This window comes from Janibacter sp. CoH_79_TC_3 (assembly GCF_058197955.1).
Map to the genome: position 1 here is coordinate 1 of NZ_JBXWIV010000007.1, position 13,114 is coordinate 13,114.

Sequence of the window (13,114 nt, forward strand, 5' to 3'; positions counted from 1 at the left end):
GACTGAGCCCTGTTAAGTACAAAGCTCAGTCCTTGATGCAAACTTAAACTGTCTAAGTTTAGGGGGTCAGTTCAAAAGGGGGGCTTTTTAATGGTAATAATAGTTGGGATAAAAACATTCAAATATTGGCGTTAAAAGCCGTCAGTATTCTTACCAATCAACTGCAGTACCAAAGATTTTTTGTTTGGCTTGTTTCGCCACATATAGAGCCACAGCGGCATCAAAGCTTGCCGCGCCGACTGATTTAAACAAAGTGATACCAGGCTCTGTTTTTACTATCTCTTTGGTTACGAGCGCTTGTAAATCGCCACTAAGGTCATCCCATGTCCATGCGCAATCAGAACTATCGTGCGCTTGAATCAAATCACCTGCTTCATGGCGACTACCCGCTAAGTCATCAACCACCACCATATTACTATTTGCGATAACCTCATTACTGATCTCTTTCATCGACGGCTGATATGCTCCTACCGCATTGATATGCACCTCAGGCTTGATATGATTGCTATCAAATAAACCTTCCGTCGCACGCGTGGCTACATTGATAATATCCACATCACAGATAGCATCATTGATATTTTCGCAAATGCTTATATCAACGTTCCATTGACTATAATCACGCTCAAAACACGTTTTAAATTGTTCAGCGCCTTCACTGCTTCTATTCCATAGGTAAACCGTTCCAATCTCAGGACGGACTGTTAATACAGCATGCAATTGTTCATAAGCCATGCCGCCGCAGCCGACCACTGCCACGCTTTGACAATCAGGCTTTGCCATATATTTGGTGGCGATACCTGACAATGCTGCGGTACGCACTTGGGTAATATAAATGCCATCCATAATCGCTAATATGGCGCCAGTATCATTATCAGATACGGTAATAAGGGCGGTAGTCGTTGGCATATCACGGCTGGGATTATCAGGGCAAATGGTCACCAATTTCACGGCAGTATATTCTTTTTCCCCATCATAAATCGTAGCGGGCATCGATAGATGCGAGCCTGAGCTGTGTTTGTCATCTTCGCTAAACGTCTCAATAACTAAACGCTCAGGCGCTTTAATCCACTTAGGGTGTGCCGCTTGCTGATGTAACATCGCTTCAATGGCGTCAATAGCCGCTTGCATATTGAGATGTTCTGTCACGACTGCTTGATTTAATAACTGCACGTTGGATGCTCCTTTTTATCAATTTATTATTTACTTTATATCCATAATTAAACGCGATGACTAAACAGGATGATTAAGCGTAATGATTGACGCTATATCCACCCTAACACACGTAGTATTGCCGCGCCAATCGCCATGCCAAACATTCCTACCACGGTTGTAAATGCTAAAATATTAGCAGCCAATATATCATTACCACCCATGGCCTTTGCCATCACATAACTGGCAGCCGCAGTTGGTGATGCCGCCATTAAAAACAGCACGCCCATATGCATGCCCGATAAGCCAAAACTTAACCCAACGGCTATCGCTACAAAAGGGGCAATGACAATACGTCCAATGCTGGCCTGCATGGACAACCCAGACGGATGCAACATCGACTTTAGATCAATACTCGCACCAGCGCAAATCAGCGCTAACGGTAATGCCACCGCTGCCAGCAAATCGCCAGTCGTATGAATCACGCCCGTAATAGGCGGTAGCGGTAACGATTTATAAGCAAATGCCGCTAATAAGGCGATAATCAATGGATTAGTAAACAGTTTTTTGACAACCATTATGCTGCGACTGACCCACGTATCGTCTGCGCTTTTGGACACACGACTCAGCGTAATAACTGCTAAGATATTAAATAATATCGTCACCACACCCATATAGACGGCGCCAATACTTAAGCCCTGCTCTCCGTAGGCATTGGCAACTGTTGCCAGCCCGATAATCGCCATATTACTACGAAAGATACCTTGTACAAACACGCCTTGGTCGGCAGGCTTAGGGATAAAAAACTTAGCATAAACCTCTGCCCCAATAAATAAAATAAAGGTTACAAGGATACCAGCCATGATTAAAATCATTTGCTTCGCATAATCGACCTCACTATCAACGACGCTAAAAAACAACAAGCAAGGCAAGCAGTAATTGAAGACAAAGCTGGATGCTTGATCGATAAAAGCTTGACTCGCCTCACCGCGCCTTTGCATTAAAAAACCCAACCCCATCAAAAAAAGGTTGGGCAATACAATGGTGATGGCAAAAATAATAGCAGCGGTCATAAACAAGCTCAATTCGGTGACAAGCCCACCATACTATAGACAACAGCGAGATAAATTAATAAATGATAAGTAGGATGATTCGTCATATAAGTATAGAGATAAAACGGCAAGCAAGACAAGCTGGTATGCGACTTTCTTTTCATAACGGCGATATTTTGACAAAAAAAGCCCATAACGATTTCTCATTATGGGCTTTTTTATATTTTTTAGGCTTTGAGCTAACACTTTTTGATAGGTTGGTTTTTTAATTTTGAGCTTTTGTCTTTTAAGCTATTGCTACGACGCATTCAGTGCCGCTTGTGCTTTTTTCTGTTTTTTAACGGTCATCGCTAGTAACTGAATAGCGGCAGGTGTCACACCGCTAATACGTCCCGCTTGTGCTAAAGTTGCTGGACGAATTTGCGCCATCTTTTGTACAATCTCATTGGACAATCCTGACACCACGCTATAATCAAAATCCATTGGTAGGGCTGTATTTTCTAAACGCTTCATCTGGTCGATATCTTCTTGCTGACGATCAATATAGCCGGCATATTTAACCGATATCTCTATTTGCTCGCCAACTTGGTTATCAACTTCCGAACCTGTAATAGCAGCGATATCATTAAAATGTATTTGTGGGCGTTTCAATAAGTCATAAGCAGTGGATTCTTTAGACAGCACCTCTCCTGTCTGCTCGGTTACTTGCTGACCTAAAGCATTAGCAGGGGTTGCCCAAATATCTTTAAGACGTGCGGTTTCTGAAGCAATGGCTTCCATTTTTTCTTCATACGCCTGCCAACGCACATCATCTACTAGTCCAAGCTTACGACCAGTTTCGGTTAAGCGCTGATCAGCATTGTCTTCACGCAACAGTAAGCGATACTCTGCACGACTGGTAAACATACGGTATGGCTCAGTGGTACCATGCGTAATCAAATCATCGACAAGCACGCCAAGATACGCTTCATCACGGCGCGGTGTCCAAACATCAAACTCACTGTTTTCACAGGTGACCAGTGCGGCATTGGTACCGGCTAATAGACCTTGCACGCCCGCTTCTTCGTAACCGGTCGTACCATTGATTTGACCAGCAAAGTACAGGCGCTCAATCGATTTGGTTTCAAGCGTTGGTTTTAGATTTTGTGGATCGAAATAATCATATTCAATCGCATAACCTGGGCGTGTAATATGCGCATTTTCTAAGCCTTTCATACTATGGATAAAGTCTAATTGCACATCAAACGGCAAGCTGGTTGAGATACCATTTGGATATAGCTCATGCGTGGTCAAACCTTCTGGCTCAATAAAAATTTGATGGCTGTCTTTATCGGCAAAGCGATGAATCTTATCTTCAATAGACGGACAATAACGCGGACCTACCCCTTCGATTTTTCCAGAGAACATCGGTGAGCGGTCTAGATTTTCACGAATAATATCGTGGGTACGCGCATTGGTATGAGTGATATAGCAATTAACCTGTTCAGGGTGCATGGAGACATCGCCCATATAGCTCATCACCGGCAAAGGTGTGTCGCCTGGCTGTACCGTCATCACGCTAAAGTCAACGCTACGCGCATCGATACGTGCTGGTGTCCCTGTTTTTAAGCGACCAACGGGTAATTTCAATTCACGTAAACGGTCAGCAAGTTTGATAGAAGGCTGATCGCCTGCACGTCCACCTTTTGAATTCTCAAGACCGATATGAATAACCCCGCCTAAAAACGTACCTGAGGTGAGTACCACGGTTTGAGTATTAAAGATAATACCCGTTGCGGTCACAACTGCCGTTGCACGACCGTTTTCGACCAAGATATCGTCAGCTGCTTGTTGGAATATATCAAGATTTGGCTGATTCTCAAGCGTATGGCGAATAGCGGCTTTATAAAGAATACGATCTGCTTGTGCGCGCGTGGCACGAACAGCAGCACCTTTACGGCTATTTAACACGCGAAACTGGATACCGGATTTGTCCGTCGCCAATGCCATAGCGCCACCAAGCGCATCAATTTCACGCACCAAATGCGACTTACCGATACCACCAATCGCAGGGTTACAGCTCATCTGTCCTAGTGTCTCAATGTTATGCGTCAAAAGTAAAGTTTGCGCACCCATACGTGCGGCCGCCAAAGCAGCTTCTGTGCCAGCATGACCGCCACCGATCACTACCACGTCGTAAGTTTTTGGGTATTGCATGTATGCCTCACTTGACTTTTAACGCAACCGTGAGCCAGAGGCTATGTTCAAATAGCATGGCTGCCGATAAATAGACGTCAGTCGAATTTAAAAAGAGATAACGACTCAGATGAGCCATTAAAGATAGGTTAGATAGCCGGTAATTATAACAATTTTTTACCGCTGAAAAAACGTTATACGAAAAACTATTCAAATTAATTATTATTCCAATTAACTATCAAGGTGCATCAATAGAAGCTTGATGAGCCTAGGTGGGATTTATTTACCCGGACTGAGCGGTACAATACGGTCGGACTGCCCACTTGCCAGCATATGGTGGCTGCCATAACCTTCTGGGTTAATCTGCAAATAGGCATTCATTTGCCCAATAGCATCACCATCATCGCTAGCCAAGATTTGCTCTTTAATCATCTCAACTGGCGGTAATGGCAAGTTTTTTAACAAGGCCAAACGCTGAGCGTTATCACCTTTATTGACCACAAGCTCGATAAGTTGACGCGCATCGATGGGTAAATCTGGGGTATTTTGCGCCAATAATGCTAGATGATAGGCACCGGCAGCATCTTGATCAGCGAAGATACGCTGCTCAATAGCAATATAAGTCGCCTCGGTTGCACCGCCTGCCACGCTTAAATGATGAATACATTTAAGGGCAGAATTTGGCTCATTGTCTGCCATATCAATCAAACGGGTTGATTCGTTTTTTAAATGCTCGCGGCGTTTTTCAATGGCTGCTTTTTCAGTTGCTTCTTGTTGCTCCGTTAATTCCGTGTTTGGTAATTGATTATTCATATAACCCTCTCCTTTATGCAAAATATATTTATCTTGGACACTATATGGGGCTAAAAGCTATAAAAACAATGAATTGCATAGACAAAAAAACCCGAACAACCCATCCAATTTATTAAGGAAGGCTATTCGGGTTTACTGTGCTTCAATACTTCAAAAATCCTTTAAACCATTTATTGAGACATATAAGCTGCCCAATAAAAGCGCTTAAATATTAAGCAGCAGGGCTATTGGCTTCAACCAAAGGCTTAAGCTCGCCTGATTGGTACATTTGTAAAATGATGTCTGAACCGCCCATCAACTCGCCATCAATCCACAACTGTGGAAAGGTTGGCCAGTTAGCAATCTTTGGTAATGTTGCACGGATTTCTGGATTTTCTAAAATATTAACAAAGGCAAATGGACGGCCAATCTGCGTCAAAACCTCAATCGATTTGGCAGAAAAACCACACTGCGGGAACTGCGGCGTGCCTTTCATATAAAGAATGACTTTATTGTCTTTGATTTGATCACGAATCAGCTGTTCAACATCGTTTGCAGCAGTATTTGGGGTTTGCTCGCTCATAAAAGCTCCTATTTATTAAAATCAAAAATTATTATCAAACAGAGGTGTGTCACATTAAATTTGGCATGTGGCTGCTACATGGGGCAATTGCCGTTATATTGCAACCATCATCTAATCGCTTGCTATTAGGGATTAAACGTCAGGCGTATTAACATCAGAAACATTATCGCTAGCCATGTTGTCGCTAGCCAGATTCATATTCGGCACCAATAATACCACGGCATTGGCCATGATGCCCTCTTGCCGACCAGTAAAGCCCAGTTTTTCAGTCGTTGTGGCTTTAATGCTGACATTACTCACATCGGTTTGCAAGTCACTGGCGATATTTTCGCGCATCGCTTGATTATAGGGTGCCAATTTTGGGCGCTCACACATGACGGTAATATCGGCATTGCCTAAAGTATAGCCGGCTGCTTGGACTTTACCATACACATAACGGAGTAGGACGCGCGAATCCAAACCGGCGTGCGCCGCATCAGTATCTGGAAAATGCTGCCCAATATCACCAAGTGCCAATGCGCCAAGCAGGGCGTCAGCAAGCGCATGCAGTACTACATCCCCATCAGAATGCGCAAGCAAACTATGCGTATGCTCTATCGGCACACCTGCCAGTATGACATATTGCTGCTGACCATTATTATGAAAAGCATGAACATCAATACCTTGACCAATTCTTATCATTATTATTCCAAGTGAATTAGGGGTGATTAAAATAATTTAGAATCACTATCTAAATTTCTCAAGCGCTTTTACTCACAGTAGGCGCGCATAGGTCGCCACCGCTTTCAATTAACTGTTATAATATGACGCTTATTTTATCACAATACTTAGACCAAAATACCCAGTCCAAAAAACGAGATGACCTTATCCGCTGACTAAGTCTATCACTCTTAGTCGTTTTATTAATGAATAGCGTCATTTCCAATTTTGGATAACGTATAAATTGTTGAGCAATTTTATGTCAGCCACGCCAAACACCTCAAGCCTACCCGTTTCAGACTCTTTTAGCGTCCATCGTCCTTTGACGCTTGCCGATATTGACAATCCTAGCAGCAAGCACGTGATTGTCGGGATGTCGGGCGGCGTTGACTCTTCCGTCTCTGCTGTTTTGCTCCAGCAAGCAGGCTTCAAAGTGGAAGGTCTGTTTATGAAGAACTGGGAAGAAGATGACGGCACCGAATACTGTACGGCGATGGATGATTTAGCAGACGCGCAAGCGGTGTGTGACAAAATCGGTATCAAGCTGCATACCGCCAACTTTGCGATGGAATACTGGGATAGGGTTTTTGAGCATTTCTTAGCCGAATATAAAGCCGGACGCACCCCAAATCCAGATATTTTATGCAACAAAGAAATCAAGTTTAAAGCCTTCTTAGACTATGCTTTGACCCTTGGTGCTGACTATATTGCCACCGGCCACTATACACGCCGCAGCATGAACTATGAAAATAGCAATGGCGAAACCGTCGCCCAGCTATTGTGCGGACTGGATAACAATAAGGACCAAAGTTACTTCTTACATGCGGTCGGTGGCGATAAAATTGCTAAGACCTTATTTCCAGTTGGCGAGCTTGAAAAACCAGTGGTGCGCCAAATCGCTGAAGAACATGACCTAATTACCGCCAACAAAAAAGACTCAACCGGCATTTGCTTTATTGGTGAGCGTCGCTTTAAAGACTTCTTACAGCAGTACTTGCCAGCACAAAAAGGCGATATCATCACCGACGATGGTCATGTGATAGGTCAGCATGATGGCTTAATGTATTACACCCTAGGTCAGCGCGGCGGCATCGGTATTGGCGGGGTCAAAGACCGTCCTGAAGAGCCTTGGTTTGTACTGGCAAAAGATTTGGACAAGAACCGTTTAATCGTCGGTCAAGGTCATGAGCATCCGATGATGCTAAGTAATGAACTACAAGCTTATAAGCTTGACTGGGTCGATGGCTTACCGCCTGCTGATATTTTTGGCCAAGATGGCTTACGCTGTATGGCAAAATCGCGCTATCGTCAGCCTGATCAGGCCTGCCGTGTTTACGCGCTAAGTGATGACGGCAGTGAAGTCCGTGTACTATTCGATGAGCCGCAGCGTGCAGTCACACCTGGGCAATCAGCAGTATTCTATATCGATGAGGTTTGTCTGGGTGGCGGTGTGATTGCCTCTATTGATGCGCCTTGCGGGTTTTAATTTTCAGGTCTTACTCAATTACGGCGTAAATACTATAAGTCAATTGAGCGACTGGCTGAAGCTCTGAGGTAAATTGATAAAAACGAATATCATAGCTTCCCGGAGTCCAGCCATCATATGGTTTAAAACTTACCCAATTCTGATTACTGTAAGCGACAATATTCTTTTTCTCAAATAACAACACTTGCCCTGTTTGATTGTTAACCCATTTTACAAATACAAAAGGGCTAGCAGAGACTTTACCATCTGTGTCCAAATGCGCAAATAGCTTAGTATCTTTATTCAGGGTTGAAGTATCTAAAGAGTTTGGCGGCATTACTGGACTTAAAGATAATTTCACATTGCCTACTAATGGTTGATTGTCATTTGATTTATATAGTTCTTCGACAGCTCGCTGGGCAAACCGTCTTTTATCTGAGATAACATCACTGGAGCCTTTTGCCATAAATTTATCAACGTACTGACCTAGGACGTAATCCGGCATATCATTAACGATATTTATAGCTTGCTGCTGTGAGTAATCATTAGTAGAGGGAGATGATACCTTTGTGTTTGGATCAGCTGATAATTTCCCTGCGCCTATATTATTTGCGTAACTCTCTAACTTCACTAAAGTATTACTTGCTTGATTAGAGCCATTTTGATTATTTGTGTCTATAGGGGTTTGCTGTTTCGTCTGCATAACCCGATCCATTTGCTGTTTGGTCATAAACAAATAGGTGCTTAAAACACCAAATAAAAAGGCAACAAGAACAGATAAGATAAATAAGATTTTGTCTTTCATAAGATATCAATGGTTTAATACTATAGTTGATTGAGTTGAAGACTTCTGATTATAACTTTTAGAATATAAAAAAAGCATCCACTACCCGTGTGAATGCTTTTAAAAATAAATCGACTTATTTTTTAAGCCGATAGATATTATTTAGCACATTGAACTATATAACCATTAAAGTTGAGGCTACCAGCAGATATTCCTCCTGAAATTTTTGAGCCTAAAGTAACGGTATTGCCCGAACATTCATAACTGCTTTCTTTACCGCCATTAACACTAGGAATTGCGAAAGTACATGTGCCTTCTCTAGGTACATATACATTGTTACCTTCAGATTTACATTTAGCAATAGTAGGCTTGGGAGGAGTTGTAGGTTGTGTGTTCGGAGTTGTGGGTGCTGAGTTAGAGCCCGTGTAAGATGAACCACTACTATCTGATTCACCACCACAAGCAGTTAAACTCAAAGTAGACCCTAATAATAAGACGCCCAATAATTTATTCATTGTTTGTTCCTGGTTTGATATGAGTTTGAGTTAATCCGGCAATATATCACTAGCTATTTATCAAGTAAACATTATTTTACTAATGTGATATTTGTTTTTTAACTTAATCTTATTTATAAACAGGTTATAATTGTGCCACTAAAATTTCTGTACTGTGTTATTTACTATTTTATTTACTGTTAAATGAGGCCCCTTCATGACTCCACTTACCGCACTTTCCCCAATCGACGGTCGTTACGCATCCAAAGCCGACAGCTTACGCCCTTACTTATCTGAGTTTGGTTTAATTAAAGCACGTGTCACCGTTGAGATTCGCTGGTTACAGTCATTGGCGGATAATAGCGAGATTGGTGAATTAGCAGCATTTGATGCTGATACCAATGCCTTTTTAAACAGCATCGTTGATAACTTTAGTGAAGCGGACGCGCAAGCGATTAAAGATATCGAAGCGACCACTAACCACGATGTCAAAGCGGTTGAATATTTTATTAAAGATAAATTCCGTGGTCAGGTAGCGCTTGAGGATTCGTTAGAATTCATTCATTTTGCTTGTACCAGTGAAGATATCAACAATCTATCATATGCATTAATGCTAAAAGACAGCCGCGAGATTGTGGTTGCTAAAATGCAGCAAGTCACCGACAGCATCGTTGATTTGGCGCTTACTCATGCTGACCAGCCGATGTTGTCACGTACGCATGGTCAAACCGCTAGCCCAACAACTTTGGGTAAAGAGATGGCAAATGTCGCTTACCGCCTAGCCCGCCAAATCAAACAAATCGGTCAAGTTGAGCTACTCGGTAAAATTAACGGCGCGGTCGGTAACTATAATGCCCATTTCTCAGCGTACCCTGATGTTGATTGGCAAGCACACGCTGAGCAATTTATTGACCAGCGCTTAGAGCTAACTTTTAACCCGTACACCACGCAAATTGAGCCGCATGATTATATCGCCGAGTTATTTGATGCAGTAAAACGCTTCAATACCATTCTAATCGATTTTAACCGTGATATTTGGCAATATATTAGCTTAGGCTATTTTAAACAACGCCTAAAAGACGGTGAAGTGGGTTCTTCTACCATGCCGCATAAAGTCAACCCGATTGATTTTGAAAATTCAGAAGGTAATCTAGGCGTAGCTAATGCCATGCTAGCTCATTTGGGTGAAAAGCTACCAATTTCGCGTATGCAGCGCGACTTGTCAGATTCTACCGTGTTGCGTAATATCGGTGTCGGTCTGGCACAGAGCATGATTGCTTTTGATGCTTGCCTAAAAGGTGTGAGCAAACTTGAATTAAATGCGCAGCGCTTAAATGATGACTTGGACAATGCCCAAGAAGTGTTGGCAGAGCCGATTCAAACTGTTATGCGTCGCTACCGTGTCGAAAACCCATACGAGAAGCTAAAAGCTTTGACTCGTGGTAATGCCATGACTCGCGAGGCTATGCTAACCTTCGTTGAAAGTGATGAATTAGATGCGGTTAGCGATGCGGATAAAACTCGTCTACGTGAAATGACGCCTGCTACTTATACGGGTAATGCAGCTGAACAAGCTCGTACTATTAAAGAGTGGATTGCTAAGATTTAATCGCTAGCTATTAATTGCTAGTTACGAATAACAGCTAGCCAAAATAAGTGTCCATCATGCAGCAAAACCTTGTGCATCGAAATTTTAAATCGGTAGTTGTCAGTACTATGGTGATGTTTATCGTCATGGTATTGGCAAGTATTGAGCCTTTAGAATGGTCAAGCTATCTGCTGCATCAGCTGGGTACGCTGCTTTTTTTAGCCTTGATGTTTATTGCTTATCGCTACTGGTTTATCAGCTCGCGCTCTTACGTGCTCGCTGCCATATTTCTATGTATTCATATTATAGGTGCACGCTATCTATATTCGTATGTACCTTACGATGATTGGACGCAGCAGCTATTTGGCATACAGCTAAGCGAGCTATTTGGTTGGCAGCGTAATATGTATGACAGGCTGGTTCATTTTAGCTATGGGCTTTTGCTATTTAGAGCGATGGTTGAAAGCTCAAAATTTATCTTTAAGATTCAATCAATCAAGCTTTTAATCGCTATTGCCCTCATGATTAATATGTCATCAAGCTTGCTTTATGAGCTACTAGAATGGGACATTGCGACCACTTTATCACCAGAAGCTGCGGAAGCTTATAATGGTCAGCAAGGTGATATGTGGGATGCCCACAAAGACATGGCTTTAGCATTACTTGGCGGGCTGATTGCGGCAACTGTTATGTTATTTCAAGCCCGTGATACACATATTATCACGGAATAACTAAAGAAACTGGTTGATAAGCAAAGGTTTTAATCGTCTTTTTTATCATCACTGTCGCCCGGTATGATGGCTTTACCGACCGCAACTGTACCTTTGACCACGCCTTTGGTGGTTTTATAAGCGATTTTAGCGGGTACGGTCACAATCTTATGAACACAAGCTTGTAATAAAAATATGCTCGCGATAATGACGATAAAATGCAGTTTTTTCATAAAATTCCTATAAATCATTAGATGCTCTGATGGCGGCTATTAATACCGTAATAATTAAAACTATAGTCGTTAAAAATATAGCAATAGCCGTCAGATGGATTAGCATCATAAACTATTAAAATTATTCTATAAAGCATCTCTTGTTATTTCTCTTATACCCATTTTTAGATATGGATTTATCAATGACTTCAATTCCTCTTTGTTTACCCGACTCTATTACTCCTGAGCAGTTTTTAAGTGAGTACTGGCAAAAGAAACCACTACTTATTAAACAAGGTTTACCGCAACTTATTGGCATGTTTGAGCCAGACGATATGCTCGGTCTGGCACTAGAAGAGGATGCTTCAGCGCGCCTGCTAACCCAAGCCGCGAGCAAGCAACAAGGCCTGCCACAATGGCAACTTAAAAAAAGTCCATTAGCTGAAGCTGATTTTGATAATCTGCCAGAGCAATGGACGGTGCTGGTGCAAAACCTTGAGCAATGGTCACCTGAGCTTGGGCAATTATGGCAAGCATTTGACTTTATCCCGCAATGGCAGCGCGATGACATTATGGTTTCTTATGCGCCAAAAGGCGGCTCGGTTGGTAAGCATTATGATGATTATGATGTGTTTTTAGCCCAAGGTTATGGTCAACGTCGTTGGCAGTTGGGTAAATTTTGTGATAAAAACACCGAATTTGTCGCCGATGAGCCGATTAGATTGTTTGATGATATGGGTGAGATTGTCTTTGATGAGATGTTAGAAGCTGGTGATGTGCTTTATGTACCACCAAAATTATCACACTTTGGCGTTGCCCAAGATGATTGCCTGACATTTTCTTTTGGCTGTCGTCGTCCAAACTTAATGCAAATCATCGATAGCGTGGCTGATATCGCCACCAATGACAGCGATTTATTTATACCTATGCTATTGCCGCAAGCGCTACAAGCATCTGGCGAACTGCAAGCAGATAGCATAGATGCGATTAAACAGCAGCTATTACAAATGCTGCAATCTAAGCGCGGTGATGACATTATTCATCAAGCAGTGTCCGAAGTCGTCAGCAAACGCCAGTATGACGCGCTGATGCCAGAAGAAACACTAGATACCGATGAGCTCATGCAAGCCCTGAACGATGGCGCCACCCTGCAAGCGGATTATAGTAATCGTTTGCTTTACCGTCAGACCAATGATGGCATTACGTTATATGCCAATGGCCAACGTCTTGATGGCTTGGATGATAAAGCGACCGCTGTCCTAATGCGTTTGGCTAATGGTGAACATTTACAGAGTCAAGATGTGATGGATGTTGACCCAGATGAATTAAGTGAGTGGCTTGAAAATGGCTGGGTGTGGATTGATTTTGCTGAGTGATTTTCAATTTAACTAACTTAAATTAAACCACCTTT

14 protein-coding genes are annotated in these 13,114 nt (G+C 42.5%); 5 read left to right on the plus strand and 9 right to left on the minus strand.

The window, feature by feature from the left end:
- Positions 1-150 precede the first annotated feature (150 nt).
- Both AC2FA3_RS07875 and AC2FA3_RS07880 read right to left on the minus strand, forming a co-directional pair.
- Positions 151-1,170, minus strand: a complete 1,020-nt coding sequence (locus tag AC2FA3_RS07875; RefSeq protein WP_201609717.1) for an ornithine cyclodeaminase family protein — start codon at positions 1,168-1,170, stop codon at positions 151-153.
- Between the two features lie 92 nt (positions 1,171-1,262).
- Entirely contained in the window at positions 1,263-2,222 is a 960-nt protein-coding gene (locus tag AC2FA3_RS07880; protein ID WP_201609715.1) for an AEC family transporter, read from the minus strand.
- A 74-nt stretch (positions 2,223-2,296) separates the two neighbouring features.
- Here AC2FA3_RS07880 and AC2FA3_RS07885 point away from each other — a divergent pair, with 74 nt between their 5' ends.
- Positions 2,297-2,470, plus strand: a complete 174-nt coding sequence (locus AC2FA3_RS07885; RefSeq protein ID WP_201609713.1) for a hypothetical protein — start codon at positions 2,297-2,299, stop codon at positions 2,468-2,470.
- Positions 2,471-2,498: 28 nt separating this feature from the next.
- Here AC2FA3_RS07885 and mnmG read toward each other — a convergent pair whose 3' ends face one another.
- The 4 genes from mnmG to ispF form a co-directional block, all read right to left on the minus strand.
- Positions 2,499-4,397: a tRNA uridine-5-carboxymethylaminomethyl(34) synthesis enzyme MnmG gene (mnmG, locus tag AC2FA3_RS07890; protein ID WP_201609711.1), complete on the minus strand. Its 1,899-nt coding sequence runs from the start codon at positions 4,395-4,397 to the stop codon at positions 2,499-2,501.
- Positions 4,398-4,655: 258 nt separating this feature from the next.
- A complete protein-coding gene (locus AC2FA3_RS07895; RefSeq protein ID WP_201609703.1) occupies positions 4,656-5,189 on the minus strand; it encodes a hypothetical protein in 534 nt (177 codons plus the stop codon).
- A 211-nt stretch (positions 5,190-5,400) separates the two neighbouring features.
- Positions 5,401-5,751 (minus strand): Grx4 family monothiol glutaredoxin, encoded by a 351-nt coding sequence (gene grxD / locus AC2FA3_RS07900; protein WP_025653310.1) that lies wholly within the window; start codon positions 5,749-5,751, stop codon positions 5,401-5,403.
- A 132-nt stretch (positions 5,752-5,883) separates the two neighbouring features.
- Entirely contained in the window at positions 5,884-6,432 is a 549-nt protein-coding gene (gene ispF / locus AC2FA3_RS07905; protein ID WP_490509118.1) for a 2-C-methyl-D-erythritol 2,4-cyclodiphosphate synthase, read from the minus strand.
- A gap of 277 nt (positions 6,433-6,709) precedes the next feature.
- Here ispF and mnmA point away from each other — a divergent pair, with 277 nt between their 5' ends.
- A complete protein-coding gene (gene mnmA, locus AC2FA3_RS07910) occupies positions 6,710-7,936 on the plus strand; it encodes a tRNA 2-thiouridine(34) synthase MnmA (RefSeq protein ID WP_201609700.1) in 1,227 nt (408 codons plus the stop codon).
- A 10-nt stretch (positions 7,937-7,946) separates the two neighbouring features.
- Here the strand turns inward: mnmA and AC2FA3_RS07915 are convergent, their stop codons facing one another.
- Positions 7,947-8,720, minus strand: coding sequence for a hypothetical protein (locus AC2FA3_RS07915; protein WP_201609696.1), 774 nt, complete (start codon positions 8,718-8,720; stop codon positions 7,947-7,949).
- A gap of 137 nt (positions 8,721-8,857) precedes the next feature.
- Positions 8,858-9,214 carry a hypothetical protein gene (locus tag AC2FA3_RS07920; protein ID WP_201612352.1) on the minus strand — a complete coding sequence of 119 codons (357 nt, stop codon included), beginning with the start codon at positions 9,212-9,214 and terminating at the stop codon, positions 8,858-8,860.
- Positions 9,215-9,410: 196 nt separating this feature from the next.
- On the opposite strand from AC2FA3_RS07920, the gene purB reads away from it, so the two are divergent.
- Both purB and AC2FA3_RS07930 read left to right on the plus strand, forming a co-directional pair.
- Complete coding sequence (purB, locus tag AC2FA3_RS07925; protein WP_490509119.1) at positions 9,411-10,802, plus strand: adenylosuccinate lyase; 1,392 nt, start codon at positions 9,411-9,413, stop codon at positions 10,800-10,802.
- A gap of 56 nt (positions 10,803-10,858) precedes the next feature.
- Complete coding sequence (locus tag AC2FA3_RS07930) at positions 10,859-11,512, plus strand: DUF2238 domain-containing protein (RefSeq protein ID WP_490509120.1); 654 nt, start codon at positions 10,859-10,861, stop codon at positions 11,510-11,512.
- A 29-nt stretch (positions 11,513-11,541) separates the two neighbouring features.
- Here the strand turns inward: AC2FA3_RS07930 and AC2FA3_RS07935 are convergent, their stop codons facing one another.
- Positions 11,542-11,724 (minus strand): NF038104 family lipoprotein, encoded by a 183-nt coding sequence (locus AC2FA3_RS07935; RefSeq protein WP_149489992.1) that lies wholly within the window; start codon positions 11,722-11,724, stop codon positions 11,542-11,544.
- A gap of 182 nt (positions 11,725-11,906) precedes the next feature.
- On the opposite strand from AC2FA3_RS07935, the gene AC2FA3_RS07940 reads away from it, so the two are divergent.
- Positions 11,907-13,079: a JmjC domain-containing protein gene (locus AC2FA3_RS07940; protein ID WP_490509121.1), complete on the plus strand. Its 1,173-nt coding sequence runs from the start codon at positions 11,907-11,909 to the stop codon at positions 13,077-13,079.
- Positions 13,080-13,114: the final 35 nt, after the last annotated feature.